Genomic DNA, 16817 nt, shown 5'->3' with positions numbered 1-16817 from the left:
TCTGTTTACAGAGCTACAGAGCCAAAACTTGGTTCGGCCTGCGCCTCAGATAACGCTGATGACGAGCGTGCGGCTCTGGCGATCAGTTGCTCATCGGCAGACGGATCCCCCATCACAGTTTCCTGACCTTTACCCCATACCCGTTTTCGCTCATCACGCGGTGAAATACCAATATGTTTACGGTAACAGCGACTGAAATGCGGTGTGGATACGAAGCCACAAGCACTGGCAATTTCGACAATCGACATACTGGATTGCTTAAGTAACTGTCGTGCCCTGTCTAATCGCAGTTTGAGATAATAACGCGACGGTGAGCAGTTCAGATACTTATGGAACATCCGCTCTAACTGACGGCGGGACACATCAACAAAACGTGCCAGCTCATCCAGTTCAATAGGTTCTTCCAGATTGGCTTCCATCAGTTCAATAATATCAACTAGCTTAGGTTTAGGCTGGCCATTGTTATGCAGCTGACGCAGAGGTATACGCTGCTGATCAAATTCACTGCGTATCCGGTCACAGACAAACATATCTGATACCGCACTGGAAAGCTTAGCTCCATGCTGTAAGGCAACCAGGTGCAGAAACATATCCATTGGAGTATTTCCACCTGAAGACGTCATTCGCTTCTGATCAATGGTAAACAGACGGTTGTTACAGCGTACCTTTGGATAACGCTCCTGAAGAGCGGCTATGCATTCCCAGTGGGCACTGCATTCATGGTCGTCCAGCAGGCCTGCGTGCGCGAGCGCATACGGACCGGTACAGATACCGCCGACAACGATTCCGCGACGTGCCTGAGCTTGTATCCAACTGATCTGCTTAGGCCGGTAACTGCGGGTAATGTTAACCCCACCGGCAACGATCAGAATATCAATATCAGGTGCATGACTGATGCTTGCATCAGGTGTAAAACACAGCCCATCGCTGGCGCGAACCTGTTCACCATTCTCAGAAATCATATGCCAGCTGTATAATTCTTCACCTGATAGCTGATTGGCCATACGCAACGGTTCTACCGCTGAAGCCAGAGCGATCATGGTGAAATTATCCAGCAGCAGAAAGCCCACACGGGTCTGTTCTTTTGTTTCTTTAAAAGGGTGTCGCATAACAACTGAAGTCATAGTATGCCCTCTCAGACGCCCCTTGGTCGTTCCGTCACGACGCAAGTCACTAATATTATTATTAATTCAGATTACACTCGCTCTGCTGCACTGAAGAAATAACGATTAACAAACAACAGCCGGCACTGGCCGCCACCCGTAAAGAGTGGATTTTGCTAAAAGCACATTTCTGAAGTGCGATACTCTCGGCTGCAATGCAGCCAGCAGTGTACAGAACACTCAATTCATACCCTTTAAACAGGTACTCCCAAGAATTCAGTGTCGAGCCCTGCGGGCTTTATAATCTGAACCTGATGCTATTAATCCTTAAACAGCGCAACCGTATCGCTTTTGAAGAATTTGTTAACAGTTCTGAAAGTTTCCAATCAGAAAACCGGGCTATGGTTAATTTTTAAAATGCCCTGTTTCAATCTGTTAATCCCGAAGCGGATAAGATGAGGTGTTATATTAATCACTCCCCTGAAAGTCGAATACGAGAAAGCGACATCAAGCCTTAAGAATTTATCAAATAGCGACATTCAAAATGATTTTTTACAGATACCGACAGACATTTAACGTTTTTCGGCTACGCCCTTATCTGTAGAGGTCTGCAGCGACTTCTTTCTTAAACGATCAGTTAAAAAAAATGCCTGAAACTACTTTTATTGTGAGGCCCTAAAGTTTCCGATTCGCTACTAATATCTCCTGAAATCTGTCCCTGCCTGAACGGCTTTTCGCTTTGAGTAAGTACAAAGTTGCATACATCCTGATACAGGATCTTAACTCAGGAAAATGATATGCAAATTTATATAGGATCGATGAGCGACTAAACAGCTATAAAACAGATTTAGATTAACCAGTCGGCATTGAATATTGATTGTCGTATGCTGCTCAGCGATGCCACCATTCTTAACGCCTGATCAATCGCTGTATCACTCTCGCCTTCCTGACGCAGACTATGCAAGTGACTGTTGTAGCAGACAAAGCCGCCATTCACGACTGAAATAGCAATACAGGCATAATGATAGCCACAGGTGTTCTGAACCTGCAGTTCACTGAACGGGCGCATAGAAAGATCTTCCAGGCTACCACCGGCCTGCAGCGGCTGTATATTACTTGCCATAAAGTATGGATTGGTTACTGCCATTCTGCTGCTGGCAATTAATACGCCGCGCTTCACCGCTTCCAAAGGTTCCGGATATTGTTTTTTCGCCCATTCTATTAGCGGCTTATCCCGCATAGCATGCAAACTTGCCCAAAGCACCCAATCCCGGTTTTCTGAGCTGAGTGCGGCAGTAGCACTGGCTGCATCAGTAAACAGTGTTAGCTGATCCTGTATTTCCGGAATTGTATTCAGCAAAGTAGTTAAATCTGACATTGGCTTACCACTCCTATATGAAAGGCAAAAAAAATCGCCGCAGGTGCGGCGATTTAAATATGGCGGGCATTATAAGAGTTGCTTCAGCAACTGCAATACTCGGCTAAACGTTTCTTTTATGATGCAGGCTTATCTGTCTGTTGTTCTGTTTCAGTCGACTGTTCAGGAGCATCATCAATGCTTTGCATCCATTCTCCGTCTACTGATTCAATACCTTCACTGATAGCGTCGACGACATCTGAAGCAGACTCAGGTAACACTTCGACAACAGCAGCTGCTACATCAGCGGTATTTTCAGGCGCTGCTTCAGAGATACGCTGTACCAGTTCAACAGCTGCCTCGCTGACTGTTTCAGTGTCTTCATCATCTGTCGTTTCTGGATCATTGTCCTGTTGTGTCGAGTCAGCAATATCTGCTGTGCCTGATTCAGCTGTCAAAGACTGTTCAGCTGCCTCTTCATGATGCGCAGATATATCTGCTGCTACACCGGCGGCAACATCTGCAGCGGCATCCGGTAACGCTTCAACCACTGCCACAGCAACATCAACTGCAGTATCCGGTGCAACTTCATTAATTCGCTGTACCAGTTCTACCGCAGCATCGTTATCACCAGCTGGAGTTTCGTCTTCTTCAGCTGTATCACCAGTAACATCCTGAGCATCAGCTTCAGATGTTTCAGTGACTGATTCAGCGTTAGTCACTGCTGCAGTATCAGCCTGCGATGCATCTGGCTGATCTTCTGTAGCCAGCTCAGCCTCATCTTCCTGTTGGCTAGCCATATCAGATGCAACTTCAGCAGCAACGTCTGCCGCTGACTCAGGCATTGCTTCAACAACCGCAACAGCAACATCAACAGCTGCGTCATCAGGCGCAACTTCATTAATACGCTGCACCAGTTCAACGGCCGCTTCATTAGCTGTTTGTTCATCACTGCTTTGATCATCACTGGCGTGTTCATCACTGCTTTGATCATCAGAGGTTAACTGGTCATCTCCTGCTTCACTGTCAGCAGACTGGTTATTCGCCATACTGGCTGCGACACCAGCGGCGACATCAGCAGCGCTATCTGGCATTGCTTCTACCGCTGCAACCGCCATATCAACGGCTTGTTCAGGCGCTACTTCAGCCAGTCGGGTAACAAGTTCAACGGCATCGCTTTGTGCTGCATCTGAGATTTCAGCATCAACAATCTTTTGTGCTTCAGATATATCAGCAGCTTCGTCTTCATCAGGTAAGGTATTCGCCATAAAACCTTCTGTAACCGAAACAGCAGATTCAGGTACTGCATCAACCATGGCGACAGCAACATCCATTGCCTGTTCAGGTGCTGCGTCCCACAGCTCACTGGCAATATCAGCTGCATCCTGAGCACTGGTGTCATCTACCATATCTGCAGGTCGGGTCGCTTCCAGCTCATCAGCGAGTACTTGTGCGTAGTATTCAGCAACCTGGGTGACTGACTCTGGCGCTGCTTCTGCGGCTACTCGCGCCATTTCTACCCGAATATCCGGTAGAGCCCTGCCAATCTCAGCGGCGATAGACACCACCTGATTAGGATGGGTTTCAGCCAGTTTAGTAACAAGCTCATATGCCAGTTCTGGCTTGGCTGTAACAATGGCCCGGGTAATCTGAAGAATCTGATAAGGCACAACTTCTTTCATGACTTCGTATAAACGCAGTACATCAATGCCCTGTACGTCTGCGACTGCAGCTGCCACTTCAGTACCTTTTGTTGGGTTAGACATAGCAATGGCACGGGCCATTTTCACAGCAGCTGCCGGGTCAACCTCAGCAATGGCAACAGCTGTCTTAGCCTCCTTACTCATTGGCATAACGGATTCTTTGTATTCAGTACGTGGATCAAGCTCTACTGCCACACTGCTGCTTGTACCCTGCATAACAAAGCTTTCCTGCTGATCAATCGGCAGCGCTTTACTGACCGTCATACGGTAAGCAACAAACCCCGCAAGACAGAACTGTATGATGCCAAGGAAGTAAAACAGTGCCGTGCTGCCAAAAGTAGCCATTGTCATCGAGGCTACATAAGGCCCCATGATTCCGCCTATTGAGAAGATAACAATCAGCTTACCTGAAGCCGCAACCATCTGATTCTGCTTAAGGGTATCGAATGTTTGAGAAACACTTAGCGGATAAGTACAGGCGATAATGCCGCAAGTAATAGCAGCGCCCAGATATGCAATCCAGATCTGACCTAATGGTGCAAACACAGAAATAAGTACACCTACACCGGATGAAATCATGAGTAAGTACATCAGTACGGTACGACGATCGAATTTATCCGACAGGTAACCGACCGGAAACTGCAGCACAAATGCACCAAAAATTGCAGCTCCCATGAACAATGAAAGCTGAAAATCGACGATGCCAAAATCATTAGCAAATATCGGCAACATGTTAAAAATTGCCTGATAGATAATGCCGGATGCCAAACAACTCACAACACCCAGAGGCGATGCCCGATACAGGTCAGCAATCGACATCGAAGTAACATCTTCAACTATCGGACCTTTATTGCGGCTCAGTACCATAGGAATGATCGCTGTACAGAGCAATATACCGGTAATAACAAAGAGTACAGTGCCGGTAGGGTCTGCCGCATTTAACAGGAACTGCCCCAGAAACAGGCCACCCAGTACAACTGCGTTATAAACCCCAAGCACTTTACCGCGGGTTTGCTTATCAGAGCTACCACTTAACCAGCTCTCCATTGCTGTAGCGGCTGAAGCATTACAAAAACCAATAAAGACCCGCATCGCTCCCCACAGAATTGGATCTGTGTACAGGCTGCAAATCAGAACGCTCAGGGTACCCAGTGCCACACAACCGGCGAACATACGGATGTGCCCTGCCCGTTTGATAAGCTCCTTGCTATACAGCGCTCCCAGTAAGGCACCGACAGAATATAACGACAACACCATACCTATGGAGTTGGCATCAAAGCTTTCCAGCTCCATACGTATCGGCAAAAAGACGTTTATCAGTCCATTTCCAAGATACAAAATGAAACAGCTTAGAAATAAGGCTGTTAATGGCAGAATGGTTGCGCGCACTCTATGAATACTCTACTTCAAATAACTCATTAATATTTATCAGTCCGGCCAGCTGTCAGCAGATGACTGCCAATGATTTTTTCCTTGGTAGATGCGGGGCACGCCGATCATCTGACAACTGTATATGTACTCTGGATATAACTAGAGTCACATAATTCACGTCAGCGGAATGCTTCACAGCTCTATGAAAAATAGCGTTCTGGTCTGAAACGTCAACGGGATTTATCCCCGTTTTTAGGTTCCTGGTTAAAATCTGATAACAATTTCCCTGCTGGCTAAATCTGAAGTCACTCGTGATACAGATAAATAGCTGTAATTCTGTTAGAAAAATTCTGCTAACACATTAGATTTACAAAGAAATCATAGCCATTAAAAAGGCCTGAAATCTCTTTTGAGAATCCAGTAAATCACATCTAGCAAATGAATTTTATCGGGCAGAAAGTGCCAGGAGAATTGGTCGGAAAAGAACCATTTCTATAGGCGCAAATTTATAGGTTTATTGTCTTAGCCGCAATCTTCGCTGCCTGTAAAACATACCTGAATGCGTCATTGAGATATCTGAATGTGAAGTTTTAACCTGACGGTCACATTCACAATAAAAATAGCTGTAAATACACAGTGTAGTCGAGACCTTAGAGCGATATTTAAGGCGACAAAAAAACCGGCTTGCGCCGGCTTTTAAAGAATGCAATTCAGGTAACCCGTAGGCGACCTGAAAAGTCATTTTCTGAGTTAACGAGGCTCGTCTTTCAGACCTTTATACAGGCTGAAACACATGCACAACAGAACCACAGTAAATGGCAGACCAACAGTTACCGCACCTGCCTGCAATGCAGTCAGAGCTTCAGAGCCACCGCCATATAGCAGAACGCCAGCGATAACACCTTGCAGCACAGCCCAGAACAAACGCTGTGGTACAGGCGCATCGACTTTACCGCCTGCAGTAATCGAATCGATTACCAGCGAGCCAGAATCAGAAGATGTAATGAAGAACACCAGAACCAGGATAATTGCCAGTAAAGAAGTGATTTCTGTCAGAGGCAGATTCTCAAGCATCTGGAACATTGCCAGTGAAACATCACCTAAACCGTTAGACAGTTCACCAACATTAGCCTGAATCTGATCCAAAGCGCTGCCGCCAAATGCGGCCATCCACACTGCTGAAACCAGCGTAGGGACAACCAGCACTGCAAGCATGAATTCACGTACAGTACGGCCCTTCGAGATACGCGCAATGAACATACCCACGAATGGTGACCAGGAGATCCACCAAGCCCAGTAGAACACAGTCCAGCCATGGAAGAACTTTTCATCTTCACGGCCGATCCAGTTACTCAAAGGTACGATGTTTTCTGCATAGCTTCCCAGGATTCCGAAGAAGTTAGTCAGGAATGCAGTAACAGAGCCAGCAAAAATAACAAACATCAACAACGCAAATGCGATGGACATGTTAATGTTACTCAGCAGCTTAACACCGCCATCCAGGCCACGAACAACCGAGAAGATAGCAATCGCACTAACAGCAACGATAATGCCGATCTGAGTTGAAATATTGTTATCAATACCAAACAGGAAGTTAAGACCACCTGCAGCCTGACTTGCGCCAAGACCCAGAGAAGTAGCCAAACCAAAGATAGTCGCCAGTACCGCAACGATATCGATAACGTGACCAACAGGTCCCCACACACGATCACCCAGAATTGGATAAAACGCAGAGCGGATGGTCAGCGGCAGGCCTTTGTTGTAAGTGAAGAAACAAAGAGCCAGAGCAACTACGCCGTAAATCGCCCAAGGGTGCAAACCCCAGTGGAACATAGTTGCACCCATAGCAGCAGACGCACCTTCTGGTGTATTCGGTGCTGCATTTAATGGAGTACCCCACCAGTCGGTGTAGTAAGCAACAGGCTCAGCAACACTATAGAACATCAGACCGATGCCCATGCCGGCAGCAAACAACATAGATAACCAGGAAATGGTACTGAAATCAGTTTTAGCTGATTTACCACCAAGTCTTACCTTGCCAACAGGCAGGAAAATTAACGCGATACAGAACAATACAAATACGTTTCCACCGATCATAAACAACCAGTCGAACGTTTGAATTGACCATGAACGTGCACCAGTCAGCATCTCATTAGCATCGGCTGGAAAAATAAGCGCGAAAATAATGAAAAACAGAATGGATACTGCACTAATCGCAAATACCGGATTATGGACATCCATGCCTATCATCTGGACATTGCTTTGCCCTATCTCGTAATCAGAATCGTATTCTGTACCAGAGCCTTGCGAGCTTTTAGAGTTATCGTTCATAAACGACTCCAATTTGTTGTTATTATTGCCTCTTTGCTGATCCGGAGCACTAAGGTTCCGGGCCGCAAAAGTGGCCGCACCATACTAGGCAGTAAAGTAACTAAGGTGATTGCAGTTAACGACATGTAACTGACGGGAAATGACTGTTTTCGACAAAGCGGTTGATCTGCGACAACCTTTTGCCTGATCGGGACAAGCAGTCTGTTTCAGCAGATTACGCTTTACCAGTTAACGCCGCCCTGATGATCCAGAAGTGTCAGATATAAACGCAGATCGAGTTCTAACTGGTGATAGTCCGCTTCCATATAGCTACATAGTTTATAGAAAGCCTTGTTGTGGTCTTTTTCGCGCAAATGCGCCAATTCATGAACCACTATCATTCTTAGAAATGGCTCCGGAGCATCCCTAAATAAGCTGGCAACACGAATCTCACGCTTAGATTTAAGCTTGTTGCCTTGTACCCTTGAGATTTGGGTATGAAGTCCCAGAGCATTATGAATAACATCAACTTTGTCATCATAAATAACTTTGCTCAGGGCCGGTGACTGGCGAAGGTATTCCTGCTTAATCGACATTGCATACTGATACAGGGCTTTAGCCTGACGGATGTCGTGACCGGGCTGATAGCGTTTACTCAGATAAGCATCCATTTTATTCTGCTGCAGTAATGCCTCAGCCTGTTCTTGCAAATGAGCCGGGTAACCATTCAGAAAACGTCTAGCTGCCATTACCATCCTGCCTGTTTTAACTGCTCACGAAACGTATCGGTACGTTTACGGTTAGCTGAAAAATCGCTTTTACCCACCCGTGATGCAGAGCGAATATGTAATTCCCCACTTGCCTGATCAATACGTAATTCAAAATCATCAACAAAGCGGAAAATTCGTGTGGTAAAGGTGGTGGCCAGATAAGCATCCTGCCATTGCAAATTATCTGCCCCCATGCGGTCAAGTGTATGGATAATATCAAGTTTTAATTCATCAAGAGGTTTGTCCGGTAACGATACTGCAGCAATTTTTGCCTCATCTTGAGTTGTATTTTTTATAGCTGTAGCAGCAAAGGCTTCGCTGTTTACACAATTAGGTGTGTCAGGACACTTAGTCAGCTGGCCATTTTTCAGGCCTGAAGCAGTAGTTGTCGTTTTGTGCGACCACCAGCCCATGGCAAACATTGCAATGAGCATAAGGGTAAAGATGGCAATTATTGATTTAAGCAGCATATATATTCCATCAAAACTAATAGTAGCAATTCCGGGGGGCGCTATTATGGTAATCCGTTTCTTCCAATACAAGCATAGTGCGGCATTTAATCTCACACACCCTAAGGCCCTCTCTTACTGATTACTGCTGTAGGCTACGGAGCTCTGAGATATTAAAATTCTTATAAAAGATAACGGTATAAAGACAGTTCTATACTCTGTTTAAAGAGCTTCACAGGCCTTAGGTGTGAATATCTACAAGTCTGAAAACAAAAACGCCCGTCTGAATGACGGGCGCTGAGTTAACCGAGAAGGCTAAGGTTACTCGGGAGCTGTTTCACCGTTTGCCAGGAAGAACCATGTATCAAGTACCGTATCCGGATTGAGCGATACAGAGTCGATACCTTCTTCCATCAGCCAGCGAGCTAAATCAGGATGATCTGATGGCCCCTGCCCGCATATGCCCACGTATTTTTTTTGTTTTTTACAGGCACGGATAGCCATTGCAAGTAACTGTCTTACTGCTTCATTACGTTCATCAAATAGATGTGCAATAACACCAGAGTCACGGTCCAGACCTAAGGTTAACTGTGTCAGGTCGTTAGAGCCGATTGAAAAACCATCGAAGTATTCAAGGAATTCTTCAGCCAGCAATGCGTTAGCAGGTAACTCACACATCATAATAATGCGCAGACCGTTCTCACCTCGGCGTAAACCATTCTCTGCCAGCAAGTCGATAACCTGCTTTGCTTCCCCAACAGTACGCACGAAAGGAATCATAATTTCGATGTTGCTCAGCTTCATCTTCTCACGCACGTATTTCATTGCGCGGCATTCAAGCTCAAAACAATCACGGAAACTTTCAGCTATATAGCGGCTGGCTCCCCGAAAGCCCAGCATAGGATTTTCTTCACGGGCTTCGTACGCATCACCACCAATCAGATGGCTATATTCATTAGATTTAAAGTCAGACATCCGAATAATGACTTTCTTCGGGTAGAAAGCTGCGGCCAGGCTGGACATGCCTTCGACCAGCTTAGACACATAAAAATCAATTGGGCCATCATAGCCCGCAGTGCGACGATCAATTACCTGCTGCAGGTCTTCATTCAGCTGATCATAATTAAGCAGTGCTTTGGGATGAATACCTATCATCCGGTTAATCACGAATTCGAGTCTTGCCAGGCCGACACCAGCATTAGGTAGTGCCTGAAAATCAAAAGCGCGATCCGGGTTACCAACATTCATCATAATATCGAAGGGTAAAGAAGGCATTGAGTCTACGCGGTTGGTCTGGTGCTCAAAATCCAGTTTGCCTGCGTAAGCTTTGCCTGTATCACCTTCCGCACAGGAAACAGTGACTAGCTGATCTTCACGCAGTACATCGGTTGCGTTGCCGCAGCCTACAATTGCCGGGATACCCAACTCACGGGCAATAATCGCTGCATGGCAGGTACGGCCACCACGGTTAGTAATAATTGCTGATGCCCGTTTCATAACAGGCTCCCAGTCAGGATCTGTCATGTCTGTTACCAGAACATCACCGGGCTTAACCAGATCCATTTCACTGATATCTTCAACTAAACGTACAGCACCACTACCAATCCGGTGGCCAATCGAGCGGCCTTCAACTAACACCTGACCGGTCTCTTTAAGCAGATATCGTTCAATTACCGCATCCTGTACGCGGCTCTTAACGGTTTCGGGGCGGGCCTGCACGATGTAAAGCAAGCCATCTTCACCATCTTTTGCCCATTCAATATCCATTGGACAGCCATAGTGCTGCTCAATAGTCACAGCCAGTTTAGCCAGCGCCTGAACATCTTCATCGTTCAGTGAAAAGCGCATTCGTTCAGCCTGGTCCACAGCAACGGTTTTAACGCTACTCTGCTCACCGTTCCCGTCGCTGGTCTGATTGTTATAGACCATTTTAATAGCTTTAGTACCAAGATTGCGACGTAAGACAGCAGGGACATCCTGGCGCAACGTTGGTTTATAGACATAAAACTCGTCAGGATTAACTGCGCCCTGCACCACCGTTTCACCCAGGCCATAAGCAGACGTAATAAAGACAACGTGTTGAAAGCCTGATTCAGTATCCAGAGAAAACATTACACCACTGGTCGCAATATCACTGCGAACCATCCGCTGAATACCTGCAGATAAGGACACCAGATCATGGTCAAATCCCTGATGTACCCGGTAAGCGATCGCACGGTCGTTATATAAAGACGCAAATACTGACTTGATGGCCTGAATAACAGCATCATAGCCACGTACGTTAAGAAAGGTTTCCTGCTGACCTGCAAAAGATGCATCAGGTAAATCTTCTGCGGTTGCTGACGAACGTACAGCAACGCTTATTTCGTTACCGTCACACAGTGCTTCGTAAGACTGTTTGATGGCACTTTCCAGCTCAGGCTGTAACGGCTCGGCTTCGATCCAACCTCTGATCTGTGCACCTACTCTGGCCAGCTCACGGACGTCATCAACATCCAGGGCAGCCAGAGCAGCAGAAATCTTACCGCCCAACTGGTGGTAATTAAGAAACTCATTGAAAGCATCAGCCGTTGTGGCAAATCCACCGGGCACCCGAATACCGGCATCACTTAACTGACTTATCATCTCCCCCAGGGAGGCATTCTTCCCACCAACTTTATCGACATCCTTCATGCCCACCTGGGCTAACGAGATCACGTAGTTGTGCAAAGTCTTTCTCCTTTTGTAGTTTGTTCGGGGGTATGAACACAGAATGCTAATCTTTGAGGCTGGGTAAACCACTGAGCGATTAAACATACTTTAGCCCGGCCATAATACTGTAATTGGCCTCAGATTTTGAGTAGCTTTATACCTTGTTTTAATGACATTTTTGTAGCTATCCGGCATTTAGAACATCACTAAGGTCCTGACGACTCTGTATAACGATTGCGAACTATGCGCCTGGTATTAGCAATATAAAGAGTCATGTAGCTTAAATGTACCGGCTAAACACCTCTGAAGTCCAAGCCTTGCAAGGCTTTAAGCGGCATTTTAACTAGTACCCGCCATGCTTATTGTAGATCGCAATTAGGCTACCATTCATCAGTAATTTTATGCTTGATGATTATCAAAGAAGAGCAATAGCCTGCTGTATGTTATTTATTCATACGACTTTTGGCGGATATATCAGCGCGATTCAATACAAAGGTATTGCTTTGCAATTAACAACAAACTGGCAATAATGCCGTTTTACTTCAAGATAAAGCCCATGAAACGTACAGCATTTTTTATCTCCGACGGCACTGGAATAACAGCCGAAGCTTTGGGCAACAGCCTCTTGGCACAGTTTGAAGGCATTTACTTCGACAAAATTACTTTGCCTTATATCGACAGCATTGATAAAGCCCACGCTGCAGTAAAACGCATCAATGACGCCAGTGAACAGGACGGTCAGCAAGCAATCGTGTTCGACACTGTTGTAGATGAAACTATTCGTAAAGAAATAAGCAGTAGCGTCTCGTATAAGATCGATGTGTTTTCAGCTTTTCTTAAACCTCTTGAGCTCGAGCTCGGCTGCCACTCGTCCTATAGCGTCGGCACATCACACGGTATCCATGAAATGGACCGTTATAAGGATCGCATCGAATCTGTTAATTTTGCACTGGATAACGATGACGGTGCCAGGATTCAGCAATACGATCAGGCTGATATCATTCTAATTGGCGTTTCCCGTTGCGGTAAAACCCCGTCATGTCTTTACATGGCATTACAGTTTGGCGTACGTGCAGCCAATTATCCCCTTACTGAAGATGACCTGCATGATAAGGATCTGCCTGCCATTCTCAAGCCTTATCGCGATAAGCTCTATGGCCTTACGATAGATCCTTTCCAGCTCGCTGCTATTCGCCATGAGCGCCGGCCTAACAGTCGCTATGCTTCACTGGATCAGTGTGAGTTTGAGGTACGTTGTGTAGAGCGGATGTTGCGTAAAGAAGTCTTACCCAGCATCAACACCACTAGTTTCTCTATTGAAGAGATTGCTACCAAAATCATGGCGCAAATGGATCTGGACCGGCGAATCGACTGACCCGCCGTTAACTTATTTAGCGCATCCGGCCGCGGGTTAAAGAAAAATACCCGCCGGCCAGGGCATAAGCCCCACCCAGTAACACTGCTATTTTCACTACAACTAAAAGCTGCGGATAGTCTTCCGGCTGCAACACTTTCTCACCAAAGTAATAATTAAAAATCACCACCATAATAGTTGTACTGAACATGTTGCCAGCAGTACGGGCTAAGTTAAGCATGGCAGAAGCAATGCCTAACCGTGAAGGATCAACTGACCCCATCGCTGCGTTATTGTTTGGTGAGGAAAATAACCCAAATCCAATGCCTAAAAAGCAAAGCCCCATCTGAATTTGCCACAGCGGCGAATCCATTCCTGCAAAAAACAGTACCACGAAACCCAGCACAAACATCCCACAACCAGAGGTTGCAATAACTCTTGCTTCGTAACGATCGGAAAGCCGTCCAGCAACCGGTGCAACGCAGGCCATTAGTAAAGCCTGTATAAGGATAATACTGCCCGCCTCACCCGGCGATAGCCCCTGTATGTACTGCAGATACAAACTCAGAATAAATAACACCGGAAAGCTGGCGCCATACATACAAACACTGGCCAGTAGTGAGCGGGTAAATATTCGATTCTGGCGCATAGCATCAATACGTACTAAAGGGGCTTTGGCTACCCGCTGATGACGTACAAATACCCAGCAAAGTACTATGCCCATGAACAATACACCGGCAAAGCGAAGGTCTGGTAAACCAGATACACCGAAAAACAAACAGCTGGTACAAAGCGCAAAGATCAGGCTACCGGTAAGGTCCAACCGCTGGCTGAAACTGAGGCCCTCATTAGTCTGCTGTGTACGCGGCGTCGTTGGCACAAAACGTAAGACCAATACCAGCGCCAGCAATATACCGGGTACCGGTAGCCAGAACACACTTCTCCAGCCGAGTAATTCAGTCAGCCAGCCTCCCGCAACAGGACCAAGTGTTAAACCAAGATATACAGACGTAGAAACTATGCCCAGGAACATTCCCCGCCGCTCGCTACCAGCCAGTGTAGCAACCATAGCCATTGCGGTAGCAAAAATGAATGAACTGGAAAGCCCCTGCAAAACCCGAAAGAAAAGCAACCATTCAATCTGGTCTACCCAGGCGACAACCACTGAAGATGCAGCGTATAAAGCCAGGCCGTAAAGATGTATTCGCCTTCTGCCATAGAGGTCTGCCAATCTGGCAACCGGAAGCATCAGCACAACAGAGCCCCATAACGGCGCACTGGGGACCCAGCTTAAATAAACCGCATCTATATGCAGATCAAGCGCTATGGTCGGCAAGGCCAGATTAACAGCAGCCATAGCCATAGGTACCAGAAATGCTGCAAGACAAATACTGAAGAGTGCTAACCAGGGTGGCTGTTGAGCGTCAGCCTTTTGCATGAAGTACCTTCCGTAGTCAGGAAAAGCTCGACACCTGCCTGCCTTAAGGAATAAAGCCAGCAAATATGACGACTGTTTTAACAGAAATTATCCGCTTGCTGCACGCATGAATATGCTAAACAAGCTTTGGAAAAGAGTAATTCCGCTATTGTATCATCCTGACAAAGAACAAAGGGCAGTAAATACGGAATTAACGGAACCGCGTTGCTGAAATGTATTTCTGAAACGTTTCACACCACACCAGTAGTGTGTTGTATTCCGCAAAATTAACGCCGTCATCAAACTCAACCAGGAAATTCTTAAAGGTATTAACCTCACCTAGCTGCAACGCGCTGGATTTAACCGCCAGAAATTCTTTGTCAGAATTTACATATTCAGGTACCAGATATAATCGGTAATCCGGGCCCGGCGCGAGCTCACCAATAAAGGCGACCTTATTGCCAGTTATCCCTAACCGCCCTTCGCCCCAGTGCAGAAAATCACTGCCTGAAATATTCGCATCAAACTCAGCTGTGTAGTCAGCTTCTAAAATGATCTGTGTAAGCATTGCATTGCTGGGTGACGGTGGCGCAATCATGATAGGTAGCGCATAGATACCAGCAGCAAAACCTGTCGCCAGTGCTGCCAGCAAGGATGCCAGCAAGAGTAGTTTTTTCATGATTGTGTATCCGTAACTGTCCGTATCATAGTGATGCCACATGGTTGTATAGCGGTTAATTTCAAACGCATGTTACACCGCAGAACAAGGGTAATGCATTAAGCCTTTGTTATAAATAGTAACAAATGAGCTTACATGACATATCAGTTTTACTACGTAAGGCTCAACAAAAATGTATCCTGACTGACTTGTAAGTCAGTTACTAATACGGCTGAATGCCAAGCTGATTTGTTAATGTTGACTCTATCAATAACTATGCAAGCATATGTAATTAAAGAAAAAATAAAAACGGCATGGTTTTATACATAGAATCTGAAGTGGAAAATATATGCCTGCCTTACTGTCTTCTGGTAAGATCCGCATTTCTGTAATCTAGGTGCTCTTTTGGGCCCAGAAAATATGATTACAGGAATACATAAAACATTTCTTGAATTAGCAATACAGGACACTGACAAATGAGTCGTGCCGATAAAGTTTTAGCGGTAAATGATGATCTTCCTATTCGTACAGACAGCCCGGTTCACAGTGGCAAAGTACGTTCCGTTTACTGGCTTACTGAAGCTGACAGCCGCCGGTTAATCGCTGAGAAAGGATACGACGTAGTTAGCGATGCACCGCTTGCCATTATGGTTATCAGTGACCGAATCTCTGCTTTTGACTGCATTTGGCAAGGTGAAGGCGGCATGCGTGGCGTACCTGGTAAAGGTGCAGCGCTGAACGCTATCTCTAACCACTGGTTTAAACTGTTCCGTGAACAGGGCCTGGCTGACAGCCATATTCTGGACATCCCTCACCCACTGGTATGGATTGTTCAGAAAGCTAAACCAGTAATGATTGAAGCTATTTGCCGTCAATACATTACTGGCTCAATGTGGCGTGCTTACAGTAAAGGTGAACGTGAGTTCTGCGGTATCCAAATTGCTGAAGGCCTGCAGAAAGATCAGAAACTTCCTGAGCTGCTGATTACGCCCTCGACTAAAGGCATTCTGACCGGTATTCCGGGTGTGCCTGAAGTTGATGATGTAAACATTACCCGTACTGACATTAAAAATAACTACCAGGCATTCAACTTCCGCGACGCTGCAGATATCGATCAGTACGAGAAGCTGTTGAAGGAAGGTTTCAATCTGATTAGTAATGCTCTGAGCGAACTTGATCAGGTGTTTGTCGATACTAAGTTTGAATTTGGTTACGTTACAGATGCTAACGGTAACGAAAAGCTAATTTATATGGATGAAGTAGGAACACCAGACTCATCCCGTATCTGGGACGGCCCTTCTTACCGTGACGGCCAGGTAGTTGAGAATTCCAAAGAGAGTTTCCGCCAGCTGTTGCTGACGCATTTCCCTGATCCAGACATTCTGCTGAATAAAGACCGTATGGACGAACGTCAAGCCCTAGCTCGTGATAACGAACTACCAACAGAAGTTCTGAATGCAGTTTCCGATACATATGTAGGCATTGCGGAAAAGATTACAGGTAAAAAGCTGAATCTGTCTGATAATCCTAAGGCAGAAATCATTGCTATCCTGAAAGAAGAGTACGCACTGGTAGATTAATCGCTGTTACTGCGTTACAGACCGGTGGTGTTAAACATCACCGGTTATTTCACT

At 46.0% G+C, this 16817-nt stretch carries 11 protein-coding genes; 2 read left to right on the top strand and 9 right to left on the bottom strand.

Going from position 1 to position 16817, the window contains the following annotated elements; translation table 11 throughout:
- Positions 1–5: 5 nt before the first annotated feature.
- The 7 genes from gbdR to ppsA all read right to left on the bottom strand — a co-directional run bounded on the left by gbdR (position 6) and on the right by ppsA (position 11772).
- Complete coding sequence (gene gbdR, locus OCU49_RS11965; protein ID WP_261840801.1) at positions 6–1124, bottom strand: choline metabolism transcriptional regulator GbdR; 1119 nt, start codon at positions 1122–1124, stop codon at positions 6–8.
- A gap of 826 nt (positions 1125–1950) precedes the next feature.
- The gene (locus tag OCU49_RS11960) at positions 1951–2481 is read right to left on the bottom strand and encodes a carboxymuconolactone decarboxylase family protein (protein WP_261840800.1); all 531 of its coding nucleotides are present in this window, start codon (positions 2479–2481) and stop codon (positions 1951–1953) included.
- A gap of 116 nt (positions 2482–2597) precedes the next feature.
- Positions 2598–5552: an MFS transporter gene (locus tag OCU49_RS11955; RefSeq protein ID WP_261840799.1), complete on the bottom strand. Its 2955-nt coding sequence runs from the start codon at positions 5550–5552 to the stop codon at positions 2598–2600.
- Between the two features lie 732 nt (positions 5553–6284).
- Positions 6285–7865: a BCCT family transporter gene (locus OCU49_RS11950; RefSeq protein ID WP_261840798.1), complete on the bottom strand. Its 1581-nt coding sequence runs from the start codon at positions 7863–7865 to the stop codon at positions 6285–6287.
- 221 nt (positions 7866–8086) lie between these two features.
- On the bottom strand, positions 8087–8593 hold the full coding sequence (locus OCU49_RS11945; RefSeq protein ID WP_261840797.1) for a M48 metallopeptidase family protein: 507 nt from the start codon (positions 8591–8593) through the stop codon (positions 8087–8089).
- Complete coding sequence (locus tag OCU49_RS11940) at positions 8593–9084, bottom strand: DUF1499 domain-containing protein (RefSeq protein WP_261840796.1); 492 nt, start codon at positions 9082–9084, stop codon at positions 8593–8595. The genes OCU49_RS11945 and OCU49_RS11940 overlap by 1 nt, the downstream gene beginning before the upstream one ends.
- A 300-nt stretch (positions 9085–9384) precedes the next feature.
- Positions 9385–11772 (bottom strand): phosphoenolpyruvate synthase, encoded by a 2388-nt coding sequence (gene ppsA / locus OCU49_RS11935; protein WP_261840795.1) that lies wholly within the window; start codon positions 11770–11772, stop codon positions 9385–9387.
- 538 nt (positions 11773–12310) lie between these two features.
- Here ppsA and ppsR point away from each other — a divergent pair.
- Positions 12311–13129, top strand: coding sequence for a posphoenolpyruvate synthetase regulatory kinase/phosphorylase PpsR (ppsR, locus tag OCU49_RS11930; RefSeq protein WP_261840794.1), 819 nt, complete (start codon positions 12311–12313; stop codon positions 13127–13129).
- A 16-nt stretch (positions 13130–13145) separates the two neighbouring features.
- Here the strand turns inward: ppsR and OCU49_RS11925 are convergent, their stop codons facing one another.
- The gene (locus OCU49_RS11925) at positions 13146–14546 is read right to left on the bottom strand and encodes an MFS transporter (protein ID WP_261840793.1); all 1401 of its coding nucleotides are present in this window, start codon (positions 14544–14546) and stop codon (positions 13146–13148) included.
- Positions 14547–14736: 190 nt separating this feature from the next.
- Positions 14737–15204 (bottom strand): DM13 domain-containing protein, encoded by a 468-nt coding sequence (locus OCU49_RS11920; RefSeq protein ID WP_261840792.1) that lies wholly within the window; start codon positions 15202–15204, stop codon positions 14737–14739.
- A gap of 455 nt (positions 15205–15659) precedes the next feature.
- Here OCU49_RS11920 and OCU49_RS11915 point away from each other — a divergent pair, with 455 nt between their 5' ends.
- Complete coding sequence (locus OCU49_RS11915) at positions 15660–16763, top strand: phosphoribosylaminoimidazolesuccinocarboxamide synthase (protein ID WP_261840791.1); 1104 nt, start codon at positions 15660–15662, stop codon at positions 16761–16763.
- Positions 16764–16817 lie beyond the last annotated feature (54 nt).

Origin of the sequence: Aliamphritea ceti, assembly GCF_024347215.1 — a bacterium.
Classification (GTDB): Bacteria; Pseudomonadota; Gammaproteobacteria; order Pseudomonadales; family Balneatricaceae; genus Amphritea; species Amphritea ceti.
Note: the sequence above shows the minus strand (reverse complement) of the source record. Positions and strands in the feature narration are given on the sequence as shown.

Excerpts from the sequence above, each read along its gene's own strand:
- OCU49_RS11940 (WP_261840796.1), bottom strand. The coding sequence starts at position 9,084 with ATGCTGCTTAAATCAATAATTGCCATCTTTACCCTTATGCTCATTGCA.
- OCU49_RS11945 (WP_261840797.1), bottom strand. The coding sequence starts at position 8,593 with ATGGCAGCTAGACGTTTTCTGAATGGTTACCCGGCTCATTTGCAAGAA.
- OCU49_RS11925 (WP_261840793.1), bottom strand. The coding sequence starts at position 14,546 with ATGCAAAAGGCTGACGCTCAACAGCCACCCTGGTTAGCACTCTTCAGT.
- gbdR (WP_261840801.1), bottom strand. The coding sequence starts at position 1,124 with ATGACTTCAGTTGTTATGCGACACCCTTTTAAAGAAACAAAAGAACAG.
- OCU49_RS11960 (WP_261840800.1), bottom strand. The coding sequence starts at position 2,481 with ATGTCAGATTTAACTACTTTGCTGAATACAATTCCGGAAATACAGGAT.
- OCU49_RS11920 (WP_261840792.1), bottom strand. The coding sequence starts at position 15,204 with ATGAAAAAACTACTCTTGCTGGCATCCTTGCTGGCAGCACTGGCGACA.
- OCU49_RS11950 (WP_261840798.1), bottom strand. The coding sequence starts at position 7,865 with ATGAACGATAACTCTAAAAGCTCGCAAGGCTCTGGTACAGAATACGAT.
- OCU49_RS11915 (WP_261840791.1), top strand. The coding sequence starts at position 15,660 with ATGAGTCGTGCCGATAAAGTTTTAGCGGTAAATGATGATCTTCCTATT.
- ppsR (WP_261840794.1), top strand. The coding sequence starts at position 12,311 with ATGAAACGTACAGCATTTTTTATCTCCGACGGCACTGGAATAACAGCC.